At 72.7% G+C, this 25,292-nt stretch carries 24 protein-coding genes and 1 riboswitch; of the genes, 14 read left to right on the top strand and 10 right to left on the bottom strand.

What is annotated here, in order from left to right; translation table 11 throughout:
* Positions 1-68: 68 nt before the first annotated feature.
* From BXA10_RS21860 to BXA10_RS21850, 3 genes are all read right to left on the bottom strand, one after another.
* The gene (locus BXA10_RS21860; protein ID WP_076472679.1) at positions 69-1,418 is read right to left on the bottom strand and encodes an FAD-dependent oxidoreductase; all 1,350 of its coding nucleotides are present in this window, start codon (positions 1,416-1,418) and stop codon (positions 69-71) included.
* A gap of 8 nt (positions 1,419-1,426) precedes the next feature.
* Positions 1,427-1,780 (bottom strand): TcmI family type II polyketide cyclase, encoded by a 354-nt coding sequence (locus BXA10_RS21855; protein WP_076472678.1) that lies wholly within the window; start codon positions 1,778-1,780, stop codon positions 1,427-1,429.
* 84 nt (positions 1,781-1,864) lie between these two features.
* Positions 1,865-2,713 carry an AfsR/SARP family transcriptional regulator gene (locus BXA10_RS21850; protein ID WP_076472677.1) on the bottom strand — a complete coding sequence of 283 codons (849 nt, stop codon included), beginning with the start codon at positions 2,711-2,713 and terminating at the stop codon, positions 1,865-1,867.
* Positions 2,714-3,134: 421 nt separating this feature from the next.
* Between BXA10_RS21850 and BXA10_RS21845 the strand changes: the two genes are divergently transcribed.
* The 9 genes from BXA10_RS21845 to BXA10_RS21805 all read left to right on the top strand — a co-directional run bounded on the left by BXA10_RS21845 (position 3,135) and on the right by BXA10_RS21805 (position 11,174).
* Positions 3,135-3,476 (top strand): TcmI family type II polyketide cyclase, encoded by a 342-nt coding sequence (locus BXA10_RS21845; RefSeq protein WP_076472720.1) that lies wholly within the window; start codon positions 3,135-3,137, stop codon positions 3,474-3,476.
* Positions 3,473-5,185, top strand: coding sequence for an acetyl-CoA carboxylase carboxyltransferase subunit alpha (locus BXA10_RS21840; RefSeq protein WP_076472676.1), 1,713 nt, complete (start codon positions 3,473-3,475; stop codon positions 5,183-5,185). The genes BXA10_RS21845 and BXA10_RS21840 overlap by 4 nt, the downstream gene beginning before the upstream one ends.
* 83 nt (positions 5,186-5,268) lie before the next feature.
* Positions 5,269-5,712 (top strand): acetyl-CoA carboxylase biotin carboxyl carrier protein, encoded by a 444-nt coding sequence (accB, locus tag BXA10_RS21835; RefSeq protein ID WP_245828353.1) that lies wholly within the window; start codon positions 5,269-5,271, stop codon positions 5,710-5,712.
* A gap of 11 nt (positions 5,713-5,723) precedes the next feature.
* A complete protein-coding gene (locus BXA10_RS21830; RefSeq protein WP_084753111.1) occupies positions 5,724-7,160 on the top strand; it encodes an acetyl-CoA carboxylase biotin carboxylase subunit in 1,437 nt (478 codons plus the stop codon).
* A 9-nt stretch (positions 7,161-7,169) separates the two neighbouring features.
* Complete coding sequence (locus tag BXA10_RS21825) at positions 7,170-7,949, top strand: SRPBCC family protein (protein WP_076472674.1); 780 nt, start codon at positions 7,170-7,172, stop codon at positions 7,947-7,949.
* A complete protein-coding gene (locus tag BXA10_RS21820; RefSeq protein WP_076472673.1) occupies positions 7,942-8,346 on the top strand; it encodes a cupin domain-containing protein in 405 nt (134 codons plus the stop codon). The genes BXA10_RS21825 and BXA10_RS21820 overlap by 8 nt, the downstream gene beginning before the upstream one ends.
* Complete coding sequence (locus BXA10_RS21815; protein ID WP_076472672.1) at positions 8,343-9,617, top strand: beta-ketoacyl-[acyl-carrier-protein] synthase family protein; 1,275 nt, start codon at positions 8,343-8,345, stop codon at positions 9,615-9,617. The genes BXA10_RS21820 and BXA10_RS21815 overlap by 4 nt, the downstream gene beginning before the upstream one ends.
* Entirely contained in the window at positions 9,614-10,864 is a 1,251-nt protein-coding gene (locus BXA10_RS21810) for a beta-ketoacyl synthase N-terminal-like domain-containing protein (RefSeq protein WP_076472671.1), read from the top strand. The genes BXA10_RS21815 and BXA10_RS21810 overlap by 4 nt, the downstream gene beginning before the upstream one ends.
* Positions 10,857-11,174, top strand: a complete 318-nt coding sequence (locus BXA10_RS21805) for an antibiotic biosynthesis monooxygenase family protein (protein WP_076472670.1) — start codon at positions 10,857-10,859, stop codon at positions 11,172-11,174. The genes BXA10_RS21810 and BXA10_RS21805 overlap by 8 nt, the downstream gene beginning before the upstream one ends.
* A gap of 99 nt (positions 11,175-11,273) precedes the next feature.
* Here the strand turns inward: BXA10_RS21805 and BXA10_RS21800 are convergent, their stop codons facing one another.
* A complete protein-coding gene (locus tag BXA10_RS21800; protein ID WP_084753110.1) occupies positions 11,274-12,215 on the bottom strand; it encodes a hypothetical protein in 942 nt (313 codons plus the stop codon).
* Positions 12,216-12,451: 236 nt separating this feature from the next.
* On the opposite strand from BXA10_RS21800, the gene BXA10_RS21795 reads away from it, so the two are divergent.
* Positions 12,452-12,712, top strand: a complete 261-nt coding sequence (locus BXA10_RS21795; protein ID WP_076472669.1) for a hypothetical protein — start codon at positions 12,452-12,454, stop codon at positions 12,710-12,712.
* A gap of 160 nt (positions 12,713-12,872) precedes the next feature.
* On the opposite strand, the gene BXA10_RS21790 is transcribed toward BXA10_RS21795, so the two are convergent.
* The 3 genes from BXA10_RS21790 to BXA10_RS21780 form a co-directional block, all read right to left on the bottom strand.
* A complete protein-coding gene (locus BXA10_RS21790) occupies positions 12,873-14,312 on the bottom strand; it encodes a glycine hydroxymethyltransferase (RefSeq protein ID WP_076472668.1) in 1,440 nt (479 codons plus the stop codon).
* Between the two features lie 18 nt (positions 14,313-14,330).
* A riboswitch (ZMP/ZTP riboswitch) is annotated at positions 14,331-14,420 on the bottom strand.
* 293 nt (positions 14,421-14,713) lie between these two features.
* Complete coding sequence (locus BXA10_RS21785) at positions 14,714-15,214, bottom strand: hemerythrin domain-containing protein (RefSeq protein ID WP_076472667.1); 501 nt, start codon at positions 15,212-15,214, stop codon at positions 14,714-14,716.
* 63 nt (positions 15,215-15,277) lie between these two features.
* Positions 15,278-16,006, bottom strand: coding sequence for a histidine phosphatase family protein (locus tag BXA10_RS21780; RefSeq protein WP_076472666.1), 729 nt, complete (start codon positions 16,004-16,006; stop codon positions 15,278-15,280).
* Between the two features lie 277 nt (positions 16,007-16,283).
* Here BXA10_RS21780 and BXA10_RS21775 point away from each other — a divergent pair, with 277 nt between their 5' ends.
* A complete protein-coding gene (locus BXA10_RS21775; RefSeq protein ID WP_076472665.1) occupies positions 16,284-17,255 on the top strand; it encodes a DNA polymerase domain-containing protein in 972 nt (323 codons plus the stop codon).
* A 65-nt stretch (positions 17,256-17,320) separates the two neighbouring features.
* Here the strand turns inward: BXA10_RS21775 and BXA10_RS21770 are convergent, their stop codons facing one another.
* Positions 17,321-17,827, bottom strand: coding sequence for an Lrp/AsnC family transcriptional regulator (locus BXA10_RS21770; RefSeq protein ID WP_076472664.1), 507 nt, complete (start codon positions 17,825-17,827; stop codon positions 17,321-17,323).
* A 106-nt stretch (positions 17,828-17,933) separates the two neighbouring features.
* On the opposite strand from BXA10_RS21770, the gene pdhA reads away from it, so the two are divergent.
* From pdhA to BXA10_RS21755, 3 genes are read left to right on the top strand one after another with little or no spacing between them, the layout of a single operon-like run.
* The gene (gene pdhA / locus BXA10_RS21765) at positions 17,934-19,100 is read left to right on the top strand and encodes a pyruvate dehydrogenase (acetyl-transferring) E1 component subunit alpha (RefSeq protein WP_076472663.1); all 1,167 of its coding nucleotides are present in this window, start codon (positions 17,934-17,936) and stop codon (positions 19,098-19,100) included.
* On the top strand, positions 19,097-20,116 hold the full coding sequence (locus BXA10_RS21760) for an alpha-ketoacid dehydrogenase subunit beta (RefSeq protein ID WP_175649272.1): 1,020 nt from the start codon (positions 19,097-19,099) through the stop codon (positions 20,114-20,116). The genes pdhA and BXA10_RS21760 overlap by 4 nt, the downstream gene beginning before the upstream one ends.
* Positions 20,117-20,162: 46 nt before the next feature.
* Complete coding sequence (locus tag BXA10_RS21755) at positions 20,163-21,509, top strand: dihydrolipoamide acetyltransferase family protein (protein ID WP_076472661.1); 1,347 nt, start codon at positions 20,163-20,165, stop codon at positions 21,507-21,509.
* Positions 21,510-21,632: 123 nt separating this feature from the next.
* On the opposite strand, the gene BXA10_RS21750 is transcribed toward BXA10_RS21755, so the two are convergent.
* Both BXA10_RS21750 and BXA10_RS21745 read right to left on the bottom strand, forming a co-directional pair.
* Complete coding sequence (locus BXA10_RS21750) at positions 21,633-23,741, bottom strand: PQQ-dependent sugar dehydrogenase (RefSeq protein WP_076472660.1); 2,109 nt, start codon at positions 23,739-23,741, stop codon at positions 21,633-21,635.
* 23 nt (positions 23,742-23,764) lie between these two features.
* On the bottom strand, positions 23,765-24,727 hold the full coding sequence (locus BXA10_RS21745) for a sugar phosphate isomerase/epimerase family protein (protein WP_076472718.1): 963 nt from the start codon (positions 24,725-24,727) through the stop codon (positions 23,765-23,767).
* Positions 24,728-25,292: the final 565 nt, after the last annotated feature.

The following is a 25,292-nucleotide window of genomic DNA, read 5'->3' as shown; positions in this document are numbered from 1 at the left end:
ACGTACGGTGCCGGTCCGGACGGCGACGACCCCGGCGCCGTGGCGCCGGGGTCGTTCAGGTGGTGGATTCAGTCCTCCTCACCACGGTAGGTGTAGAAGTCGTCTACGAAGTTGCGTCGTAGCCGGGGCACCCGGCTGGTGACGCCGAAGTAGCCCCGCGCGCCGAGCAGCGCGAGCCGGCCGACGACGGGCTTGTACATCCGGTCGTCCCCATTGGTGCCGCTGCGGTTGAGCGAGTCGGCGACCCGGGCGAACCCGTACGGGAGCATCTCCGTCTCGTAGTCCGCGACCGCCTGTAGCAGGGTCTTCTCGCCGGCCGCCGCGAGGCGCAGCTGCCGGCAGAGCAGGACGGCGTCGCGCAGCGCGGTGTTCGCGCCCACCCCGCGACCGGGGGTCATGGTGTGGATGGCGTCGCCGAGCAGCGTCACCGTGCTGCTCTTCCAGGGCGGCACCGGCTCGGAGGTGGTGACCCGGATCGGTAGCACGCTGGCCGGATCGCCGCGCATCAGCAGCTCACGCAGGTTCGGGTGCCAGTTCCCGGTGAGCTCGAGCGCGACCTGCACGAGTTCGTCGCCGCGACGCTGCATCACGTCGTGCGGGAACCGGCGGGCGGTGCTCCAGACGACGAGGTTGATGTTGTCGCGGGTCGGGTCGTGCGCCCTGCCGGACCACGGGGACAGCAGAGCCGCGTCGGCCTCGCTCACCCCGGGCTTCAGGCGGCCGTCGGCGTCCCACTTGAAATCCATCACGTGCAGCACACCCATCATCCCGCCGGTACCGAAGATCAGCGAGATGCCGCGTTGGAGCCGCTCCGGCAGGAGCGAGCGGGTGTGCTCGGTGAGCGGAATCCGGGTCGCGATGTTGATCGTTCCGGCGTCGCGGGTCACCGCGTGCGGCAGGTACTGCCGGCGGACCGCGGAGTGCGTGCCGTCCGCGGCGACGAGTAGGTCCCCGCTCGCGCTGCTTCCGTCGGCGAAGTGCGCGGTGACCGTACCGTCGTCCCGCTGCTCGTAGTGGGTGAAGGTCCTGTCGAAGTGGACGACGTCCTCCATTCCGGTGAGCAGGACCTGGCGCAGTGTCATCCGGGCCACCGACCGTTCGGTGTCGACCGGATGGGTGTCCGGGCGCAGTTCGAACGAGGCGGTCCGCCGCATCCGCTGGGTGATGACGTTGAACCAGCGCGGCGAGCGGGCGCAGGTGGCCAGGTAGACGTCGAACAGCTCCGGCGACAGGCACTCGCGCAGCGCCCGGCTGCCGGTCGGGCCGATGCCGACCCGGTAGCCGAGCAGCCCCTCACCCCGGGTGCGGTACCGCTCGTAGACAGCGACGCTGATCCCGGCGCGGCGCAGCCCGTGCGCCAGGCACAGGCCGCCGGTGCCCGCGCCGATGATGAGCACGTGCGGCGCTGAGGGGGACATGGCTGCCCTCAGCCGGCCGCACGCGGCGCGGGCGTGGGCGCGGTGGCGGCGTCCCACCGGTAGAAGCAGCCGGCGATCGCGTCCCGGGGGGAACGCCAGGTGGGTAGGTACGGGGAGGTGTGCGCCGAGAGCCGCTCGTTGACCTGCCGGTAGAGCGGATGGTTACGCGCCTCGCTCAACGCCTCCGGGGTGACGTCGGCGGTCTCCATCAGGTGCACGAAGACGTCGTGCAGGCAGTACAGCGACCGGTGCGTGACGCCGGTGAGGCCGGGTAGCTCGGTAGCGTCGGACTCGGTGAAGATCTGCGCCACGCGGCCCTCCGCACCGGGGGCTATCCTGCTCACGATCAGTAGACGGCTCATCGGACCCCTTCCGCAGGTGGCCCCCGTCGGAGGCCTCGGGACTGTCGTGCCGCCCACGGTGCCGCCCGGCCTGTCACCTGTCCGTCACGCGTTGCGCCGCGTCGGTGACGCCGGACGAGCCGGCCCGCCCGGCGCGCGGCCCGGGTGGCCGGGGGAGCGGCGTGGCGCGGCACCACCCTCGCGGGTAGCGCGGCGGATCGGCGCGAGTGTGTCGTCGAGCAGCGCGCACATCGCCGCCGAGGGCTCCAGCCGCAGCTCGCGCCGGAGCAGGTCCCGGTACACGTAGAAGGCGTGCACCGCCTCGAAGGCGTTGCCCTCGGCGAGGTGGATGCGCACCACGAGCCGGTGCGGTGTCTCGCGCAGCGGTTCGGCGGCCATCGCCTCCAACGCCGCGTCCAGGGCTTCGCCGTGCCGGCCCGCTGCCAGGTGCTGGCCGGCCACCTGCTCCAGCATGTGCAGGCGGAGCTGCCGGAGCCGCTCGCGCTCCAGCAGTACCCAGTCGTCGTACCAGCCGGGGAGCAGGTCGTGCCGGCCGGCCGCGAGCGCCCCGCTCGCGACGCGGGGATCGTCGCCGTCGCGTACCCGGCTGGCGGTGCCGACCAGTTCGTCGACGTCGAGCCGGACGGACGAGGCCAGCCGTACGGTGTCCGCGCTGACTGCGAGGGGACAGTACGGGTCCTGTCGCAGCCGCCACAGCGCGGTGCGCAGCGACGACAGCGCCCGTTCCTCGGCGGCGTCCGGCCAGAGCAGGCCGGCCAACTGGCAGCGGGTTGCGCCGGGGCGCAGCCCGATCAGTGCGATGACCCGTTGCAGACCGCGGGGCACCACCACCGGCGCGTCCCCGTGCAGCAGTCGGAAACCGCCGAGCAGGTGCAGCGAGACGCCGGCACCGGGACGAATCCCGGTCGACGGCACGGACGGATCAGCCTCCACGGCGGCACCCCCTGCGGAACGCTTGCTCCGGCTGTCTGCTGTCCCCCGGCGCGGCTGCCCGTGACACCGCTGTCTTCGCTCTGCCGAGGCGCGGCGTCGCGCCGGGTCGCCGGGCTGACCGTGACGAAGATTATCAATAGCCGTCACTCTGGGTCAACACGATGATGTCGGTGCAGATCGTTGCCTATCAACCGCGAGACCGGCTCTGAACTGCGGATATCTGCTGACGAGGAAGGTTCGGGAAGGGTGGCACATAGGTCCTGCACAGCTTGCGTCAACGCAGCGTCACCAGGCGGGGTTGCTGCGGAGCGTGCCGCGGTGACGCCCTCGTGACGAGTCCCGACGCATCGTGGCGGCAGTCGTCCGGCTCGACCGGCGCCGCCGTGCACGCCCGGCGGACGCCGTGATGGGAGGCCCGTCCATGGATCGATCGCTGATCGTCGCGAAGGTGGTCCCGACCGCGGAGGCGCAGGTCGCCCAGATATTCGCCGACTCAGACGCCACGGAGCTGCCGCACCTGGCCGGGGTACGGCACCGGTCGCTGTACCGGTTGCACGACCTGTACGTGCACCTGCTCGAGACCGAGCTGCCCGGCGACACCGCGGTGCAGGCCGCCCGGGGCCACCCGGAGTTCGACCGGGTCAGCGCCCGGCTACGGCCGTACATCACGCCGTACTCGCCGACCTGGCGTTCGCCCCGCGACGCGATGGCGCACTGCTTCTACCGCTTCGACGCGGCCGCACCGGTCGGGCGGCAGTCGTGACCGCCACCGTGCCGCGCGAGGAACAGCTCTGGTCGCGCTGCGCCGGCTGCGCCACCCTGCTCTACCGCAAGCGGCTGCGTCGCAACCTGGACGTCTGCCCGGAGTGCGGGGTGCACGCCCGGCTCGGCGCGCCGGACCGGCTGCGGCAGTTGGTGGACCCGAACTCGTTCCGGCCGCTGCCCGACAGCCCCGCCGACGTGGACCCGATCGACTTCGTCGACGTGGTGCCGTACGCGCATCGGCTCACCGCGGCCCGGGCCGGCACGGGGCTCACCGAGGCGGTGCTCTGCGGTACGGCCACCCTCGGTGGTCACCCGGCCGTACTCGCGGTGATGGACTTCCGTTTCCTCGGCGGCAGCCTCGGCTGCGCCGTCGGCGAGCTGATCACCCGAGCGGCCGAGTGCGCGCTCGACGAGCGGGTGCCACTGATCCTGGTGACCGCGTCCGGCGGGGCGCGGATGCAGGAGGGTGCCCTGTCGCTGATGCAGATGGCCACCGTCAGCCAGGCCATCGCCGCGCTCCGTGAGGCGGGCCTGCTCACGGTCAGCGTCCTCACCGATCCGACGTACGGCGGAGTGGCGGCCTCGTTCGCCACCAACACCGACGTCGTCATCGCCGAGAGCGGTGCGCGGATGGGCTTCGCCGGCCCCCGGGTGATCCGCCAGGTCACCGGCCGGGCGCTGCCCGACGGCTTCCAGACCGCCGACTTTCTGCTCCGGCACGGCCAGGTCGACATGGTGGTGCCCCGCCGGGCCCTGCGGGGGCGGCTGGTGGCACTGCTCGCCGCGGCCCGCGCCGGGCATCCGCGCCGGGCCGGTGCCCCGGCGCACCGCCCGCCCGTGCCCCGGCAGCAGCGGCCGTACGTCGCCGCCGACGCCGGCCCGGCCGAGGTGACCGATCCCTGGGTGACCGTACGCCTGGCCCGGCACGCGGGCCGGCCGACCACACTGGACTACCTGGAGTCCGCCTTCGACGGCTTCGTCGAGCTGCACGGCGACCGGCTCGGTGGCGACTGCCCGGCCGTGGTCGGCGGACTGGCCCGCCTCGACGGGCGACCGCTCATGGTGATCGGCCACCAGAAGGGACACAGCACCGCCGAGCTGGTCACCCGCAACTTCGGCATGGCCAGCCCGGCCGGTCACCGTAAGGCGCTGCGGTTGATGCGGCTGGCCGCACGGCTCGGCCTGCCCGTGGTCACCCTGGTGGACACCCCCGGCGCCGATCCGGGTATCGGCGCCGAGGAGCAGGGCCAGGCCGCGGCCATCGCGGAGAACATCCTCGCGCTCACCGTGCTCCCCACCCCGGTCGTCGCGGTGATCACCGGCGAGGGAGGCAGTGGCGGCGCGCTCGCCCTGGCGGTGGCCGATCGGGTGTTGATGCTCCAGCACGCGGTCTACTCGGTGATCAGTCCGGAGGGCTGCGCCGCGATCCTCTGGCCGGACCGCTCGGCCGCTCCGCAGGCCGCCCGCGCGCTACGACTGACCGCGCCGGACCTGCACCGGCTCGGCGTGGTGGACGAGATCGTGCCCGAGCCGGCCGCCGCCGCGCACGACGACCCGGAAGCCGCGGCCGAGGCGCTGCGCGAGGCGGTGCGGGCCAACCTGTTGCCGCTGCTCGACGTGCCGACCGCCACCCTCGTACGCAACCGTCGCCAGCGTTTCCGCCGCTTCGGCGCGGCGCGGGCCGGCAACCGGTCGGGTGTCCGGTGACCGCCGGAGCGACCCGGCCGGAGGCCGCGGCGAATCCCGAAACCGTCGTCGACGGCGCCGACCGGAGAGCCGGCACCGACGCCGTGCTGGCCGGGCTGCGCCGGCACGCCCGGCAACTGGTCGCCGAGCTGGCCGGGCCGGTACGGCGGGTGCGGCTGCGCAGCGGCGAGACAGTGCTGGAGGTGGAGTGGCACGGCGTCGGGGCGGCCGCCCCCGCCGAGGTCGTCGCGTCGCGGGAGCCGGCCCCGGTCGCACCGCCCGCGGCCGAGCCTGCCGAGCCGGCCGGCCGAACGGTGGTCCGTTCGCCGATCGTCGGCACCTTCTACCGGGCGCCGGAGCCAGGGGCGGCTCCGTTCGTGTCCGTCGGCGATCTGGTGCGGCCCGGCCAGGTCGTCGGGATCGTCGAGGCGATGAAGCTCATGAACGAGGTCACCGCGGACCGGGGTGGCCGGGTCACCGCCGTGCTGACCGACGACGGCCAACCGGTGGAGTACGACCAGCCGCTGGTCGCGCTGGAACCGGCCTGAGGTGGTGTGGGATGTTCGAGAAGGTGCTCATCGCCAACCGTGGTGAGATCGCCGTGCGGGTGCTACGCGCCTGCCGTGAGCTCGGGGTGCGTACGGCGGTGGTCTACTCCGCCGCGGACGCCGACTCCGCGGCCGTACGTCTGGCCGACGAGGCGGTCCGGATCGGGCCGGCGCCCAGCCGGCGCAGCTACCTGAACGCCGCCGCCATCGTCGAGGCGGCCCGGCAGGTGGGCGCCCAGGCGGTGCACCCCGGGTACGGGTTCCTCTCCGAGGACGCCGACTTCGCCGAGATCTGCGCGGAGAACGGCCTGACCTTCATCGGCCCCCGGCCGGAGGTGATGGCGGCGCTGGGTGACAAGTCGTCCGCCCGCGTCCTGATGAGCCGGGCCGGACTGCCGCTGCCGGCGGGCAGTGTCGAGCCGGTGCCCACCGTGGACGTCGCGGTCGAGGTGGCCGAGGGGATCGGCTACCCGGTGATCGTCAAGGCGGCGGCCGGGGGTGGGGGCCGGGGTATGACAGTCGTCTGGTCGCCGGCCGACCTGCCCCGGGCCTACGCGAAGACCCGCGCCACCGCGCAGAAGGTCTTCGGCGACGACCGGGTGTACGTCGAGCGGTACCTCACCGACGCCCGGCACGTCGAGGTGCAGGTGCTCTGCGACGCCCACGGCAACGGCGTGCACCTGGGCACCCGGGACTGCTCGGTGCAGCGGCGGCACCAGAAGCTCATCGAGGAGGCGCCCGCACCGGCGCTCTCGGTCGCCACCCTCGACACGATCGCGGAGACGGCGCTGCGTGGCGCGCTCGAGGCCGGCTTCACCGGCGCGGGCACCCTGGAGTTCCTGGTCGACGCCAAGGAACGGTTCCACTTCCTTGAGATCAACTGCCGGATCCAGGTGGAGCACCCGGTCACCGAGATGATCACCGGTGTCGACCTGGTGCACGAGCAGCTGCACATCGCCGCGGGAACGCCGCTGCGCCTGCGGCAGGAGGAGATCCGCCTGCACGGGGTGGCGGTCGAGTGCCGAGTCAACGCGGAGGACCCGGACCGCGACTTCGCCCCGACCCCCGGCCGGCTGGAGCGCTTCGTCCCGCCGGGCGGCCCGTTCACCCGCGTCGACACCCACGGGTACCCCGGCTACGTGATCGGCCCGCACTACGACTCACTGCTGGCCAAGGTGGCGGTCTGGGCGCCCGACCGGGAACTCGCCCTCAACCGGCTCGAACGTGCGCTCGACGAGTTCGACGTCGCCGGGACGGTCGTACGGAGCACCATCCCGTTCGCCCGGCGGGTGCTCGACGACGCGGAGTTCCGCAAGGGCCGCCACAACACCGGTCTGGTCGACCGGCTGCTCACCACCGACTCGCCGGCCACCACACCGCACCCGCCGGTCACCGCGGCGAGCGAGCCCCGCCCGTCGACCGCCACCGACAGCCCGACGTCCGACTGAGGAGAACTGATGACCGTCACCCAAGGCCACCCGCTCACCACCGCGATCACCGACATCCTGGTGGCACACTGCGGGCTGGATCCCGAGGCCGCCGCCCGTACGCCGGCCGCCTCCCTCGAGGAACTGGGACTGGACTCCCTCGCCCTGCTCGAACTCTCCGCGGTGGTCGCCGACCGGTACCGGGTGCAGATCCCCGAGCAGGCCGCGCAGCTCAGCATCCCGGCGGTGGCCGACCTCGTCGCCCGGAAGGCGGACAGCTCGGGCCCGCCGGAGCAGGCCGTGCCGGTTCAGCAGCGCGCACAGCGACCGGGGCACACCGAGAACAGCATCGTGATCGCGGCGCCGCTGCCGCTGGTCTGGGAGATCACCAACGACGTGGCGAACTGGACCGAGCTGTTCACCGAGTACGCCGTGGTGGAGATCCTGCACCGCGAGGGGAACACGGTGCGGTTCCGGCTCACCATGCACCCGGACGAGAACGGCGTGTCGTGGAGCTGGGTCAGCGAACGTACCGCCGACCTGGCGACACGGCAGGTGCACGCGCACCGGGTGGAGACCGGACCGTTCGAGTACATGCGGATCCACTGGCGCTACACCGAGGAGCCGGAGGGCACCCGGATGACCTGGGTGCAGGACTTCTCGATGAAGCCGACCGCGCCGGTGGACAACGCCGGGATGACCGACCGGATCAACACCAACAGCCTGGTGCAGCTGGCCGTCATCAAGGAACGGATCGAGCGCCGGGTGCAGACCGGGGAGTTCACGGCGACGGGAGACGGCGATGAGTGAGCGGACCGTGGGCCTGGTGGCGGCCCGGGACGTACCGGCCGACCGGCGGCGAGGCGGTGAGCTGCGGGTTCTGCTGGGCCCGCGCACCGTCGGCAGCACCTCCGGCTTCATGGGGGTGGCCCGGCTGGGTCCGGGTGAGCGCATCGCCGAGCACTACCACCCGTACAGCGAGGAGTTCCTCTACGTGGCCCGTGGTGCCATCACCGTGGACCTGGACGACCAGCCGGTGTCGCTGGCCGCCGGTGCGGCGCTCCACGTGCCGATCAACGTACGGCACCGGCTGCGCAACACCGGCGACGAGCCGGCCGAGGTGGTGTTCCACCTCGGGCCGCTGGCGCCCCGTCCGGAACTCGGCCACGTCGACACCGAGCTGGTCGAGCAGCGAGGCCCGTCGTGAGCGGGCGCCGCACGGTGGTGACCGGGATCGGCGTGGTCGCTCCGGGCGGCGTCACCCGGGACCGGTTCTGGAAGTCGATCACCGAGGGGCGGACGGCGACTCGGCGGATCACCTTCTTCGACCCGTCGCCGTTCCGGTCCCGGATCGCCGCCGAGTGCGACTTCGATCCGGTCGCCGCCGGGCTCACCGACGCCGAGCGCCGCCGGGCCGACCGGTACGTGCAGTTCGCGCTCGCCTGCGCCGACGAGGCGGTCGCCGACGCGGGCCTGGAGCTCACCGAGGCCGACCGGGACCGCACCGGGGTGGTGCTCGGCACGGCGGTCGGCGGCACCATGGCGCTGGAGCAGGAGTACGTGACGGTCTCCGACAGCGGCCGGCAGTGGCTCGTCGACGCCACCCTGGGCGGGCCGTACCTCTACCAGGCGCTGGTGCCCAGCAGCCTCGCCGCCGAGGTGGCGTGCCGGTACGGGCTGCACGGCCCGGCGCAGGTGGTCTCCACCGGCTGCACCTCCGGGATCGACGCCATCGGGTACGCCCATCAACTGATCGCCGACGGGGAGGCGGACCTGGTGCTCGCCGGCGCCGCCGACTCGCCGATCTCGCCGGTCACCGTCGCCTCGTTCGACGCGATCAAGGCGACCAGCCCGGACAACGACGATCCCGCGCACGCCTCCCGCCCGTTCGACGCCGACCGGCACGGTTTCGTGCTCGCCGAGGGCGCCGCGGTGCTGGTGCTGGAGGAGGCCGGGCACGCCCGGCGGCGCGGCGCGCACGTCTACTGCGAGGTCGCCGGGTACGCCAGCCACAGCAACGGCTACCACATGACCGGGCTGCGGCCCGACGGTGTGGAGATGGCGTTGTCCATCACGGCGGCGCTGAGGCAGGCCCGGCTCGCCCCGGAGCAGGTCTCCTACATCAGCGCGCACGGCTCCGGCACCCGGCAGAACGACAGGCACGAGACCGCGGCCTTCAAGCGGGCGCTCGGCGAGGCCGCATATCGGGTGCCGGTCAGTTCGATCAAATCGATGGTGGGGCACTCGCTGGGCGCGATCGGCTCGATCGAGATGGCGGCCTGCGCGTTGGCCATCGAGTTCGGGGTGGTGCCGCCGACGGCGAACTGGACCACCCGCGACCCGGAGTGCGACCTGGACTACGTACCGAACGAGGCCCGGGAACTGCCGGTCGACGTGGCGCTCTCCGTGGGCAGCGGGTTCGGCGGCTTCCAGTCCGCGATGATCTTCCGGCGGCTGTCGAAGGCGGGGGCCGCGTGACCGGGCGGGCGGTGGTCACCGGCATCGGCGTGGTCGCCCCGAGCGGCATCGGCGCGGCGGCGCACTGGCAGACGGTGCTGGGCGGCACCAGGCGGATCGGCCCGATCACTCTGTTCGACCCGGCCGGCTACCCGACCCGCCTCGCCGGTGAGGTGACCGGTTTCGAGGCGACCGGGTACGCGGACAGCCGCCAGCTCGTGCAGACCGACAGGTGGACGCATCTGGCGTTCGCCGCCACCCGGCTTGCGCTGGCCGACGCGGGGCTGCCGCAGAGCTCGCCCGACCCGTACGGCTACGCGGTCACCCTCGCCAGTTCCTCGGGCGGGAACCTGTTCGGTCAGCGGGAGCTGCAACGTCTCTGGGGCGGACCGTCGCGGACCGTCGGGGCGTACCAGTCGATCGCGTGGTTCTACGCGGCAAGCGTCGGCCAGCTCTCCATCCACCACCAGTTCAAGGGGCCGTGCGGGGTGCTGGTGAGCGAGGCGGCCGGTGGTCTCGACAGCCTGGCGCACGCGGTCCGCTCGATCCGCCGCGGCACCCCGGTGGTGATCGCCGGCGGCACCGAGTGCCCACTGAGCCCGTACGCGCTGGCCTGCCAGCTGGCGGGTGGGTTGCTCAGCGACGTCGCGGATCCGGAGCGGGCCTACCGGCCCTTCGACGCGGCGGCGAGCGGCTACCTCCCCGCCGAGGGCGGGGCGGTCTTCGTCGTGGAGGAACTGGGGCACGCGTTGTCCCGGGGCGCCCGGATCTACGGTGAGCTGACCGGTTGGGGCGCCACCCACGACGCGATCCACACCGGCCCCGACACGGCGGGGAACCCGGCCCAGTACGCCCGCGCGATGCGGCTCGCCCTCGACCGGGCCGGGATCGGCGCGGACGAGGTCGACGTGGTGCTGCCCGACGCGCTGGGTGTGCTCCGCTACGACCGCACGGAGGCGGCCGCGTTGCGGTCGGCCTTCGGCGACCGGCGGCCGCCGGTCAGCACCTCGAAGCCGCTGACCGGCCGGGCGCACCAGGGGAGCGCCGCGCTCGACGTCGCCACCGCGCTGCTCGCCTTCCGGCACGACACGCTGCCCGCCTCGGCCGGCCCCGACGAGGTGGCGGCCGGCTGCGAGCTCGACTTCCTGCGTGAACATCGGCGACCCCGCAGCCGGGTGGCGATGGTCTGCGCCCGGGGCTTCGACGGCTACAACAGCGCGCTGGTCCTTCGCGGGGCCGCGCCGGTGAGGGAGGACGAGGATGAGTGAACAGCGGGCAAGGGTGGTCTTCCTGGTCCGGGTGCCGGAAGACCGTACCGGGGCGTTCCTGGCCGCGTACGAGGCGATCCGTCACCAGGTGGCCGGCGGGGTGACCGGGCACCTGGTGGATCAGGTGTGCCGCTCGTCGGCCGACCCGGAGCAGTGGCTGATCACCAGCGAGTGGTCGAGCCTCGCCGACTTCGAGACCTGGGAGCGCAGCCCGGAGCACCGGGAGCTGGTCCGGCCGATGCGGGAGTGTTTCACCGACGCCCGCTCGCTACGCTTCCACGTCCACGCGCAGACGCCGGCGCCCGTCTGAGCGCCCGGTACCGGGTCCCCCGGGGCGGCCGACGCCCCGTCGGCGGCCCGTGGTGGCGGGGCCGGCGACCGGGCCACGACAGCGTGCCCGCGCGCCGGGTCACCGGCCGAGCGTCACGTCGGCCAGGTAGACGCAGGTACGGCCCTCGTGGGATGAGTAGTAGCTGACCCGCAGCAGCTCGTCGTGCCAGACCAGGCCGGGGTAACTGGTGTCGCCGCCGGACGGCAGCGTCACCAGCTCGGTCAGCTCGCCCCGCTCGGCGTCGACCGCGCAGATCGCGGTGCGGGCGCGGCCGTCGAGCAGGCGTACCCCGGCGATCAGCCGGCCGTCCGGCAACCGCAGCAGCGCCGGCCCACCCACCTGGACCCCCAGGTCGGTCCAGTGCCAGTCCCGGTACGGCGGGCGGGAACTGCCGAGCTGGGCGGTGGCCGTGTCGCGGTCCCGACGCAGCAGGCAGCGGGCGGTCCCGTCGGGCTCGAAGATCAGCCCGGACTCGTTGGGGTAACCGTCGGCGAAGAGCGTCCGCACCACCGGCTGCAGGTCGAGGCCGTCGTCGCTGCGGTAGAGGCGCGCGAAGCGCGGATCCCGCGTGGCGTAGCCGACGCCCCACATGACGTCGCCGTACCAGGCGCCTCGCCACAGCCACACGTCCCGCTCGCCCACCGGCGTCGGGTCACCCCACCGGTGGCCGTCGGGGGAGAGCCAGGTCAGGGTCTGGAAGGTCTTCGTGGCCCCGCCGGTCGCCGCGGCGGCGTACAGCTGGAGCCGGCCGTCGGGCCGGGCGACGAGGCGGGGGTCGCGCAGGTCGGCGCCGTCGCGGGTCAGGAGCGCCGCGGCGGCCCAGTGGCGGCCGTCGGGCGAGACGAGGACCCGGATCGTCCCGTCGCCGGAGACGTGCGAGCTGCCCTCCCGGAACACGCAGAACCACCGGTCCCGGTGCCGGGCCAGGTCGGTGAAGGCGTTGTGCGGCGCGGAGTCGCCGATCCGGCGTACCGCGGTGACCGTGGCTGCCATGGGCTGGCCGATCGATGGCGGGTTCATGCGCGGCGGCCTCCTGCCGGGGCGTCCGGTCCGGCCGACCACGTTAGAGCGCGAAACCGGCACCCGGACGGCCCGTCGGCGAACGGCCGGCGAACATCCGGGGGCGGCCGCGCTCGGGCGGTGCCGCGGTCGCTCCGGCGCCGGAATCCGCCTACGCCGACGGTGTCGACACACCGCGTTCACCGCATGGCAAAGCGCCGCCTCCGCCGTTCCGCCGTCCTGGATGGACGGTCATAATGGGGCGCATGGTTGCCTGGGAGTACGCTCTGCTGGTCCGCCGCTACCAGGGGCAGGGCCGCAATTTCCACGTGTCGTTCGTCTGGTACGGGCCGGACGGGTCCCGCAAGGACATCACCGCGTACGGCGACACGGCGATCGCGCACCTCAACCGGGTCGGCCGTGAGGGCTGGGAGCTGGTCTCCGCAGCCGAGGACGTCAACAACGTGCAGGGCAGCACCGAGGTGCACCGCTACCACCTCAAGCGCCCCCTGCGCTGACCCCCCCACCCCACCCCAACCCCCCCACCCCACCCCACCGGCTGGTCCGGTGATCAAGAGGTTCGCGTCAGGGAACGGCCGGAATCTGACGCGAACCTCTTGATCGACAGTCGAAGGAGGGGAGGGAAGGGGGAGGGAAGGGGAGGGGGGGTCGGTCGGGTCAGGTGAGGTCGACGGTGGGGTAGAGGGGGAATCCGGCCAGCAGGTCGCTGGCCTGCCGGCTGACCTTGTCGGCGACCGCCGGGTCGAGCACGTACTTCGCCTTCGACGGGGTGCCGTCCGGGTTCGAAGCGGTCTTCGTCTGGTTCAGCACGGTGTGGATCAGCTCCGCGATGACGTCCATCTCGGCGGTGCCGAGGCCGCGGGTGGTCAGCGCCGGGGTGCCGATGCGGATGCCCGAGGTGTACCAGGCGCCGTTCGGGTCCTGCGGGACCGAGTTGCGGTTCGTGACGATGCCGGCGTCCAGCAGTGCCTGCTCGGCCTGCCGGCCGGTCAGCCCGTACGACGTCACGTCGATGATCGCCAGGTGGTTGTCGGTGCCGCCGGTGACCAGGCTGGCGCCACGGCGCAGCAGCCCCTCGGCGAGCGCCTGGGCGTTGGCGACGATCCGGCCGGCGTAGTCGGCGAAGTCGGGGCGGCGGGCCTCGGCGAGCGCCACCGCCTTGGCCGCCATCACGTGCGGCAGCGGACCGCCGAGCACCATCGGGCAACCCCGGTCGACCTGCTCGGCCAGCTCCGGCTGGCAGAGCACCATGCCGCCACGGGGGCCGCGCAGCGACTTGTGCGTGGTGGTGGTGACGATGTGCGCGTGCGGCACCGGGTCGAAGTCGCCGGTGAAGACCTTGCCCGCGACCAGGCCGGCGAAGTGCGCCATGTCGACCATGAAGGTGGCCCCGACCGAGTCGGCGATCTCCCGCATGATCCGGAAGTTCACCCTCCGGGGGTATGCCGAGTAACCGGCGACCAGGATCAACGGCTTGAACTCACGGGCCGCCTCGGCGACCTTGTCGTAGTCGATGAGGCCGGTCTCCGGGTCGGTGCCGTAGCTGCGCTGGTCGAACATCTTGCCGGAGATGTTCGGACGGAACCCGTGGGTGAGGTGCCCGCCGGCGTCCAGCGACATGCCGAGCATCCGCTGGTTGCCCAGCTCCCGGCGCAGCGCGAACCAGTCCGCCTCGGTGAGGTCGTTCACCTGGCGGGCCTGCGCCTTCTTCAGCGCGGGCGCCTCGACCCGGTCGGCCAGCACCGCCCAGAAGGCGACCAGGTTCGCGTCGATGCCGGAGTGCGGCTGAACGTACGCGTGTGCCGCGCCGAACAGCTCCCGGGCGTGCTCGGCCGCGAGCGCCTCCACCGTGTCGACGTTCTGGCAGCCGGCGTAGAAGCGACGGCCGACCGTACCCTCGGCGTACTTGTCGCTGAACCAGTTCCCCATGGCCAGCAGCGTGGCGGGGGAGGCGTAGTTCTCGCTGGCGATCAACTTGAGCGACTCGCGCTGGTCGGCCAGCTCGGCGGCGATGGCCCCGGCCACCCGCGGCTCGACCGCGCGGATCACCTCGAGCGCGCTGCGGAAGGCGGTGGATTCTGCGTTGGGCGACGACATGCGACCTCCTACTGACGTGCGGAAGGCCCAGGCGCTCGGCATGCGTCCTCGTGACGGGGCCGCTCCCCGATGGTTCTCCATCCCCACGCGCCAGTAACGGCCCGGGCAGATCCTACCGAACCGACCGCCGCCGCCCCGGGCGACCTCGGCAGGGACCGGCCGCGACCGGCGGAGGAGTGACGGGCGGGTCGGGTACCGGGCGCGGCGGCCGCCACGAGCGCGGGGTCGGCCCGGCGCGGCCCGACTCCCGCCACCGCGATCCCGACCCACGGCCACGGTCCCGACCCACGGCCACGGTCCCGACCCACGGCCACGGTCCCACCCACGGCTCCGACCCACGGCCACGGTCTCACCCACGGTTACAGGCCCGGTCGCGCGCCGGGCCCGTCGTACCGCCGCGCTCAGGCCGTGGTCGCGTCCAGCGAACTCTTGACGGCCTTCGGGTCGGTCGGCTTGCGCGGCGCGGCCGCCCGCATCTCGACCATCCGTGCGCCGATCTCCTGAAGCTCCTTACGCCCCAGCGCGTCACGCACCTTGGGAAACCACTCCTGCTCCTCCTCTTCGACGTGGTGGAGCACGTTCTCGATCAGCACCGTGGTCTTGGCGTTGAAGTGCTCGTCCTCGGCGTCCATGGCGAACAGTTCGGCGCAGAGGACGTCCGCCACGTGGTGCTCCTCGTACGACTCGAGGATGTCGTCCTCCACGTCCGGCACGAGCCGGCGGATCTCCGGGTACATCACCTCGTTCTCCAGGTAGGTGTGCACGGTGAGCGCCTCGATGATCTGCCCGACGAGCTTCGATCGCTGGCTCGCCGGGCCCTCCTCGGCGTCCTGGAACGCCTTGAACAGACGGCGCATCTCCTTGTGGTCTTCCTTCAGCAGGACGATGGCATCGGTGGACACGGGCTGACCTCCTGAGCGTGTGGGGTGATCGTCCGGTACCCCGGTGGTGATCTGCGGAAACAGTCAAACGCCGTAGCGCGCCTGGTCGTCGCCGGTAGGCCGGATCTCCGTCGAGTGCAGGTGGCCGACCTCGTTGAAGGCGGTCTTCCGCAGGTGGCCCGAGTCGTCCGCGGACCAGGCGGTGATGGAGCAGTTCGCGATGACGTGCCGGCTGCCCAGCGCCATCACCTCCTCCTCGGTCAAGCCGTCGATTAGGTAGGAGAGCAGGAAGACCAGCACGTCGTGGCCGAAGAGCAACACCCGGCGACCGGCGTGGCCGTGACGCAGGTCGGCGAGGAAGCTCCGCATTCGCAACGCGACATCGGTCCACGCCTCACCACCGGGCGGCCGGAAGTAGAACTTGCCCTCCCGGTCGTGTCGCTCGTGCTCGTCGGGGTAGCGGGCGCGTATTCCCTGTCGGGTGAGCGCGTCGAGGATCCCGAGGTCCCGGTCGCGCAGCCGTTCGTCGCGGCTGAGCGGGATGCCGCTGCCCGCCAGGGTCAGCTCGGCGGTGCGCCGCGCGCGCAGGTACGGCGACGACACCGCCACGTCCGGGCGTCGGTGCGGCGGCAGCGCCATCAGCCAGCGTCCCGTGGCGCGGGCCTGCTCCTCACCGGCCGGCGAGAGTGGTACGTCCGCGTCCCGCTCGGTGCGGTCCACCACCTCGGCCCCGGCGGACTCCGCCCGGGCGGCGGCGACGTTCGCCGTGCTCTCCCCGTGCCGGACGATCCAGAGCGCCGCCAGATCCCTCATCGCACCAGCGGCTTCAGCCGAGCGCCGTGGTCGGTCGTGGCGCCACCGGCACGGCCCTGCCGCGTCGCTGAGGAGTTCGGCTCGAGGACCGCCAGACCGTCTGCGTCATTCATCCCACTCCATGGCTGTGTGCGTCCCTCGAACAACCGACCGAAAGTCCGCAGAGTTACGCGCAGCCACGAGCCGGACCGCTCCGGTGACGAATCGCCGCGGCGCCGCGCCGTGCGCCGGCTGCGGTGCGGCGCCACGCGGACCATCGACCGCTACTGTGTGAGGCGTGGCGACGACGGCCGAGGAGATCCAGGTCGGTGAGCGGGTGGTGCGTGTCTCGAGCCCGGACAAGCCGTACTTCCCCGAGCTCGGCCTGACCAAGCTGGACGTCGTCCGCTACTTCCTGGCCGTCGGCGACGGTGTCCTGCGCGCGCTGCGGGACCGCCCGACCATGCTGGAGCGCTGGCCGCGCGGCGTCTTCGAGGGCGCGAAGATCGGCACCCGGCAGGACAACCGCGGCGACGCGTTCTACCAGAAGCGACTGCCGGCCGGTGCGCCCGAGTGGGTGCGCACCGCGCACATCACCTTCCCCAGCGGGCGGACCGCCGACGAGGTCGCGCCCAGTGAGCTGGCCGTCGTGATCTGGGCGGCGAACCTCGGCACCCTGCGTTTCCATCCCTGGCCGGTCTCCGCGGCGGACGTGGAGCGTCCCGACCAGCTCCGCATCGATCTGGATCCGATGCCCGGCGTCGATTTCGCGCAGGTGGTGCCGGTGGCCCACGAGGTGCGGGCGTTCCTCGCCGAGCTGGGCCTCACCGGCCATCCCAAGACCACCGGCGGGCGGGGGCTGCACATCTACCTGTCGATCGAGCCGCGGTGGAGCTTCGGCGACTGCCGGCGGGCGGTGCTCGCCCTCGGGCGGGAGATGCAGCGCCGCCTGCCCGACCTGGTCACCACCACCTGGTGGCGGGAGCAGCGTGACCGCCCGGTCTTTGTCGACTACAACCAGATGTCCCGTGACCACACGATGGCCTCGGCGTACTCCATCCGGCCGACACCCCGGGCGTTGGTCTCCGCGCCGCTGGACTGGGCGGAGCTGGACGACGCCCGGCCGGAGGACTTCGACGTGCTCACCATGCCGGCCCGATTCGCCGAGCGCGGCGATCCGCACGCCGGCCTGGACGATCAGCGCTTCTCCCTGGAGCCGCTGCTGGAGCTGGCCGACCGCGAGGGGCTGGAGGCCCCGCCGGAGCGCTGAGCGATGTCGGCCTGACCGCACCCCGGGGTCCGGTCGCCCCGCCGGCGCGTCGGCGTCGGTCCTCGCTAGACCCAGGGGCTGGTCGCCCCGTCGAACTCCTCGAAGACCAGCCAGGTGCGGGTGGAGAGCACTCCGGGGATGCTCTGGATCCGGCCCAGCACCACGTCCCGCAACGCCGCGTTGTCCGGTGCCCGCACCAGCGCCAGCACGTCGTGGTCACCGCCGAGCAGCGCCGCGTGCTCGATGTAGCGCACCTGAGCCAGCTCCGCGGAGACCTCGCGCCAGGTGTTCTGCTCGATGGTGAGCGCCACGTACGCCGAGGTGCCCAGGCCCGCGGCCTCGGGCGCCACCTGGGCCCGGAACCCGGTGATCACGCCGTCGCGCAGCAGGCGCTCGACCCGGGCGTATGCGTTGGTGCGGGAGATGTGGATCCGTTCGGCAAGCGTACGCACCGAGGTGCGCCCGTCCCGGCCCAGTTCGTCCAGGATCCGCCGGTCCACCTCGTCGAGCGGGCGGGACGAACGTCCCGCCGCAGCGGTCGGGGCCGCTTCCGGTCCGGTCTCCTGGCTCACCGAGACTCCTCTCGCGTGCCGTTTGTCTCACGTTCATGGTGGATCTTGAGCAAAACATCCGCAAGGCAGGAGCATAGGGCCACCACACGTCCCAGGAGGTCCCGCCGTGACGACCACACCCCGGGCGGTCCGCAGGGCATCCCCGCGCGCCCGTCGCCGGCCGGCCAACCCGGCCGACCCGGCGCGTCCGCTGCTGCCGGACGCCGAGCCGGTGAGCCTGCTCGACCCGACCGGCACGCCGTTGCCCGCCCGCACCGACTACCCAGAGCCCGCCGTCGACCTTCTCCGGGAGCTTTACCGCCGGATGGTCGTCGGTCGCCGCTTCGACACCCAGGCCACCGCCCTGACCAAGCAGGGCCGGCTGGCGGTCTATCCGTCCTCCCGAGGCCAGGAGGCCTGCCAGGTGGGGGCGATGCTCGCCGTACGCGACACCGACTGGGTCTTCCCGACGTACCGGGAGTCCATGGCGCTCGTCTCGCGCGGGCTCGACCCGATCGAGGTGTTGACGCTGCTGCGCGGCGACTGGCACTGCGGGTACGACCCCGCCGCCCGCCGTACCGCGCCGCAGTGCACCCCCCTCGCCACCCAGTGCGTGCACGCCGCCGGTCTCGCCTACGGCGAGGCGCACCAGGGGCGCGACACCGTGGCTCTGGCCTTCATCGGCGACGGCGCGACCAGCGAGGGCGACTTCCACGAGGGGATCAACTTCGCCGCCGTCTTCAAGGCGCCGGTGGTCTACTTCGTACAGAACAACCGGTACGCGATCAGCGTTCCGCTCTCCCGGCAGACCGCCGCGCCGAGCCTCGCGTACAAGGGCGTCGGCTACGGGGTGCCCAGCGAGCAGGTCGACGGCAACGACCCGGTCGCCGTGCTGGCCGTGCTCACCCGCGCGGTGGAGCACGCCCGCGCCGGCAACGGCCCGTTCCTGGTCGAGGCGCACACCTACCGGATGGAGCCGCACACCAACGCCGACGACGCCACCCGCTACCGCGACGGCGCGGAGGTCGACGCGTGGCGGGACCGGGACCCGATCGTGCGGCTGGAGAAGTACCTGCGCGACCGGGGCGAGCTGGACGACGAGGCGGTCGCCGCCGTGGCCGCCGAGGCCGAGGCGTACGCGGCCGACGTGCGCGAGCGGATGAACGCGCAGCCCACCGTCGACCCGCTGAGCCTCTTCGACCACGTGTACGCGCAGCCCACGCCGCAGCTGATCGAGCAGCGTGAGCAGATCTGCGCCGAGTTGGCCGCGGCGGAGCAGGAGGGGGACGCCTGATGGCCACCACCATGGCGAAGGCGCTCAACGCCGCGCTCGCCGACGCGATGGCCGCCGACGAGCGGGTGCTCGTCTTCGGTGAGGACGTGGGGCAGCTCGGCGGCGTATTCCGGATCACCGACGGCCTCCAGGCCCGGTTCGGTGACAAGCGCTGCTTCGACACCCCGCTCGCGGAGGCCGGCATCGTCGGGTTCGCGGTCGGTCTGGCCATGTCCGGCCTGCGGCCGGTGGTCGAGATGCAGTTCGATGCGTTCGCGTACCCGGCGTTCGAGCAGATCGCCTCGCACGTGGCGAAGCTGCGAAACCGCACCCGGGGCGCGCTCAGCGTGCCCATCGTGATCCGGGTGCCGTACGCGGGCGGCATCGGTGGCGTCGAGCACCACTGCGACTCCAGCGAGGCGTACTACGCGCACACCCCGGGCCTCAAGGTGGTCACCCCGGCAACCGTCGACGACGCCTACTCGCTGCTGCGCGAGGCGATCGACGATCCGGACCCGGTCGTCTTCATGGAGCCGAAGAAGCTCTACTTCGCGAGCGCCGAGGCGGACCTGTCGACGCGTACCGAGCCGTTCGGCCGCGCCGTCGTGCGCCGTCCCGGCCGGGACGCCACGCTCATCGCATACGGGCCGTCGGTGCCGGTCGCGCTGGAGGCCGCCGAGGCCGCCCGCGAGGAGGGCTGGGACCTCGAGGTCGTCGACGTACGCACCATCGTCCCGTTCGACGACGAGACGGTGACCGCCTCGGTGCGTCGTACCGGCCGGTGCGTGGTGATCCAGGAGGCGCAGGGCTTCGCGGGGGTCGGCGCCGAGATCGCCGCCCGGGTGCAGGAGCGCTGCTTCCACGCCCTGCACGCCCCCGTGCTGCGGGTCTCCGGGCTGGACATCCCGTACCCGGCGCCCATGCTGGAGCACACCCACCTGCCCGGCGTGGACCGGGTGCTGGACGCGGTCGCCCGCCTGCAGTGGGACGACCAGCCGGATGCACGCTGGCTCCCCGCGACCGAGGCGGCGGCATGAGCGCGCGGAGCACGCTTCGCTCCGCGCCCGGGCGGGGGGTGCCGGCATGAGCGAACGGGTCTTCCTCCTGCCCGACCTCGGCGAGGGGCTGAGCGAGGCGGAGATCGTCGAGTGGCGGGTCGCGGTCGGCGACACGGTGACGGTGGACCAGACCGTCGTCGAGGTGGAGACCGCCAAGGCGGTCGTCGACGTGCCCTGCCCGTACGCCGGGCGGGTGGTCGCACTGCACGGGGCCGCGGGTGAGGTCCGGCCGGTCGGCCAGCCGCTGATCACGATCGCGGCGCTGGACGGCGACGCGGCGTCGGGACCCGGGGGCGCCCCCGAGCCCGCCGGGCACGCCACCTACCGCGAGGAGGAGCGGGCCGGGTCGGGCAATGTCCTGATCGGGTACGGCACCGGGCACGGCCCGGGACGTCGTCGTCGCCGTCCGCGGCTCGCCGCCGCCGAACCGGCCGCCGTCCCGGCCCCGCGTGCGTCGTCCGAGCCGGTGGCCGTGGTCGTCCCGACGCGGCACGGCGCGCCGGCCGCACCGCTGGTCATCTCGCCGATCGTCCGGCGGCTGGCCCGGGAACACGGGCTGGACCTGACCACTTTGACCGGCACCGGCGCAGGTGGGGTCGTCCGCCGCGCCGATGTGGAGGCCGCCCTCGCGGTGTCCGCGCCGAGCGCGGCGCCCCAGCAGCCGGCGACGTCCGACAGCGGGGATCTGGTCATTCCGTTGACCGGCATCCGAAAGGCGATCGCCGACAAGCTCTCCCGCAGCCGGCGGGAGATCCCCGAGGTGACGATCTGGGTCGACGCGGACGCCACCGCCCTGCTGGAGACCCGGGCGGCGATCAACGCCGCCCGCCCGGAGCAGCCGGTCAGCATCCTCGCCCTGCTGGCCCGCATCTGCCTGTCCGGGCTGCGTCGTTACCCGCAGCTGAACGCTCGGGTGGACACCGAGGGGCAGCGGATCGTCCAGTCGGCCGGCGTGCACCTGGGCATCGCAGCGCAGACCGACCGGGGCCTCGTCGTCCCGGTGGTACGCGACGCCCAGCGGCTGACCACCGCGGAGCTGGCCGTCGAACTCGCCGAGACCACGGCCGCCGCGCGGGCCGGTACCCTCGCGCCGGCGCGGCTCACCGGCGGCACCTTTACCCTGAACAACTACGGGGTGTTCGGTGTGGACGGCTCGACCCCGATCATCAACCACCCGGAGGCGGCGCTGCTCGGGGTCGGGCGGATCGTGGACAAGCCGTGGGTGGTCGACGGGCAGCTCGCGGTTCGTAAGGTCGTGCAGATCAGCCTCACCTTCGATCACCGGGTCTGCGACGGCGGGGTGGCCGGCGGCTTCCTGCGGCACGTCGCCGACTGCGTGGAACAGCCCGCGCTCCTCATCGCGGCCGTCTGACCTGACGAACGGAAGGGCCGGCACCGTGCGGTGCCGGCCCTTCCCTGCGTGGTGGCCGCGGCGGCTGCCGTGCCGCCGGCGGGTGCGGTGGTGGCCCGACGCGCCGGGCCACCACCGGTAGGTTCAGCCGGCGCTGCTGCCCGTCGGGTTCAGCACCACCTCGGCGCTGCCCGTCTGCGGCGGAACGTCCGGGTCGGTCGGCGCGTCGGTGTACTCCGCCACGAAGACCGCGCGCAGGTTGTCGGCCCCACCGTGACCGGGGTCGAGGAAGGTGGTGATGGTGCCGGTGCAACCGGTCGCCGTCGAGAGCGGGTGCCCGTGCTCGTCGTGGCCGAGGATGTACGTCACCTGCACCCGCGAACAGTCGACCGGCAGGTCGTCGGTCACCCGTACCTCGAACGCGACGGTCTGCCCGAACTGGAAGGGCTGCCCGGCGGTCGGGGTGACGAACTCGACGATCGGTGCCCGCGGCCCGACCAGTAGCGGCAGGGTGGCGGCGGCCGAGCGTCCGGTGCTGTCGGTGACCTTCACCGTCGGGTTGTACTGGCCGTTCGTCTGGTAGGTCCAGCTCGGGTTCGGGTCGGTGGAGTCGACCGAACCGTCGGCGTCGAAGTCCCAGGCGTAGCGCAGCCGGTCACCGTCCGGGTCGACGGTCCCGGCGCTGGAGAAGTGCACCGTCAGCGGCGCCTGCCCGACCGTCGGGTCGGCGCTGATCTGGGGGATCGGCGTGCGGTTGCCGCGGACGAAGTCGATCCGGGACAGCTGCGCGTCCGGGTTCTCGGCGAAGTAGCCGTCGCCGTACTCCAGCACGTAGAGCGCGCCGTCCGGGCCGAACTCCATGTCCATCGGGTTGTCGACCACCAGCGACGGCACCACCGGACGGATGTCGCTCACGTTGCCCTGGTTGTCGAGGCGGAACTCCTTGATGTAGTCGCGGGTCCACTCGTAGAACAGCGGCACGCCGTCGTAGTAGGCGGGCCAGCGGGTCCGCGACGTGCTCCGCCCGTCGTAGTCGTACGCCGGGCCGCCCATCGGACCGATGCCGCCGGTGCCGAGCTGCGGGAACTCGCCGGAAGCGGCGGACGGGTACCACACCTGGGGCGCCTCGACCGGCGGCAGCCGGCGCTGCCCGGTGTTGTGCGGTGAGTCGTTGACCGGCCGCTCGCAGTTGAAGTACTTGCCGGGGGTGTTGGTCGCGAAGTCGTAGTCGCGGTACGGCAGGTCCGGGGTGGCGCAGTACGGCCAGCCGTAGTTGGCCGGCTTGTCGACCACCATCCAGCGGCCGTGCCCCGCCGGTCCGCGGTCCGGGTTCGACGCCCCGGCGTCGGGCGAGTAGTCGGCCAGGTAGACATCGTCGGTGCGGCGGTCGACGGCGAACCGGAACGGGTTGCGCAGCCCCATCGCGTAGATCTCCGGACGGGTCTTCGGGGTGCCCGGCTTGAACAGGTTGCCCTTCGGCACCGTGTAGCCGCCGCCCGGCTTCACCTTGATCCGCAGCAGCTTGCCCCGCAGGTCGTTCGTGTTCGCTGCGGTGCGCTGCGCGTCGAACGCGGGGTTCCGGTCGGCCCGCTCGTCGATCGGGGTGTAACCGTCGGAGAAGAACGGGTTGGTGTCGTCACCGGTGGAGAGGTACAGGTTGCCCTTGCTGTCGAACTCGATCTGGCCGCCGACGTGGCAGCAGATGCCCCGGTCGACGGGCACGTCGATGATCTTCTGCTCGGTGGCGAGGTTGAGCTTCATCCCCTCGAGCTTGAACCGGGACAGCCGCAGCGCGCCGCGGAACCGCTGCCAGTCCTGCTCGGTGCCGACGAACGGCGCGTCGCCCTCGTTGACGTCCGGCGTGCTCGGGTCGTCGGCCGGTGTGTCGCCGGGCGGGGAGTAGTAGAGATAGACCCACTTGTTGTGGGCGAAGTCCGGGTCGATGGCGATGCCCTGCAGGCCCTCCTCGTCGTGCTCGTAGACGGGTACGTCGGCGGCGAGGGTGTTCAGGCCGGTACGCGGGTCGTGGATGCGGACCTCGCCGGTGCGCGCGGTGTGCAGCACCCGCAGGTCGGGCAGAACGGCAAGACTCACCGGCTCGCCCGGGAAGTCGTTGAGCGTCACCTTCTGGAAGCTGGAGTCCGGCGGTGCGGCGGGCGCGGGCGCGGGCGCGGCGGCCGACGGCGCGGCCGGCGCGGCGAGGCCGGCGGTGACCAGCGCCAGGGCGGACAGGACGGCGGTTCTCTTCTTCACAGTGGTTCCCCCGGGTGTCGTGGTCAGTAACGAAGCGACGCGAGGTAGTCGAAGCCGACGCGGGCGGTCTCCAGCGCGTCGGCGGGCGTGCGCGGCGGCGTACCGGCGTCGTCGCGCTCCACGATGTACTCCTCGATGCCGGCCTCCCGTTCGTGCGCGAAGATCCGGCCGAAATCGATGAGGCCGTCGCCGAGGTCGGCGAAGCTGGCTTCGGTGTTCATGTCCTTGACGTGGACCTGGCGGATCCGGCCCCGGTTGGCGCGAATCAGGTCGATCGGATCCTGCGCGCCGCGCCACGCCCAGAAGAGGTCCAGTTCGAAGTGGACCAACCGCGGGTCGGTCTCGCCGGTGAGGATGCCGAACCCGGTCCCGCCGCCGGTCAGCGGGACGAACTCGAGTTGGTGGTTGTGGTAGCCGAACTCCAGGCCGGCGCGCTCGGCCATCCGGCCGGCCCGATTGAGGTCACGCGCGAGCGCCCGGTAGACCTGCGGGTCGCGGATCGGCTGCCCCGCCGCGTCCAGCCCGAACCACGGGTGCACGAGCTTCCGGCAGCCCACCGTGTTCGCGTCGTCGAGGGCGCGTGCCCAGGTGTCGGCGTCGAAGGGTTGCGGAATGGCCGTGTGACCCGAGGTCGCACGCAGCCCGGCCTCGTCGAGGGCGGCGCGGAACTCGGCCGCTGTCCGGCCGACGAAACCGGCGTGTTCGACCCGTCGGTAGCCGAAGCGGCGCAGTGCGGCGAGCGTGCCGGGTAGGTCGGCGGCCAACTGGTCGCGCAGGGTGTAGAGCTGGATACTGATCCGGTCGATCGGCACTCGCCGCCGGCCACCGCCGTGTCCCGAGCCGCCGGAGGCCGACGCTGCCGAGGCGCCGAACAGGCCGGCGGTGCCGACCGCGGCGGCGGAGACGGTCGCCGCGCGGAGCAGCCCGCGCCGGCTGACCGTATCGGACGCCTCCGGCGGCTCCGACGGCTGTTTGCTCTGCTGCATGGTGGTGTTCCCTCCCTGCCGGACGCTGCTCATCCGGCGGTCACGGGTCGACCAGCCGCCTCGTCCCGGGCGCGCCGGACCGGCCGGAGCGGCTCCGGCGGACGATGCGGTCGGGGTACGGGTGCGGGACGAGCCCACGCGGGGCGCGCCACTGTCGGCGGGGCGGGCAGCGGATCGACCTATGGGCAACTATCTATCTGGCACGTCACCGTACCCTTGCCGCCGGTCGAAGGCAAAGGTTCTGCCGGGAGCGCCGAACTTTCGCTGCGGCCGACAAAAGTCGCCTGAGGCTCACGTCCGGTGCGGGCGCGCCAGTGGGTGACGCCGGCCGGGGACCTCGGTCGGGTGGGGCGGTCGAATCGGGTCGGCACGGCGCGCGACGGTGCGGACGGGACGGTGTCGTCGCGTCGGGCGTCGGTCGCCCGTACCCGCCCGTCGCGCCCGATCATGGCCCCGGCCGACGATCAGTTACTTTCGGCGCAGCGCCGGAAAATGCGGCCGATAATTGTCACCCCCATATTTTGTGAATTGCGGGGGAAGTCGTACCGACGTAGAGAGAATGGGC

Origin of the sequence: Micromonospora avicenniae (genome assembly GCF_900156065.1) — a bacterium.
Lineage (GTDB): Bacteria > Actinomycetota > Actinomycetes > Mycobacteriales > Micromonosporaceae > Micromonospora > Micromonospora avicenniae.
The sequence above is the reverse complement of the archived record's forward strand: the minus strand, read 5'-3'. Positions and strand labels throughout refer to the sequence as shown.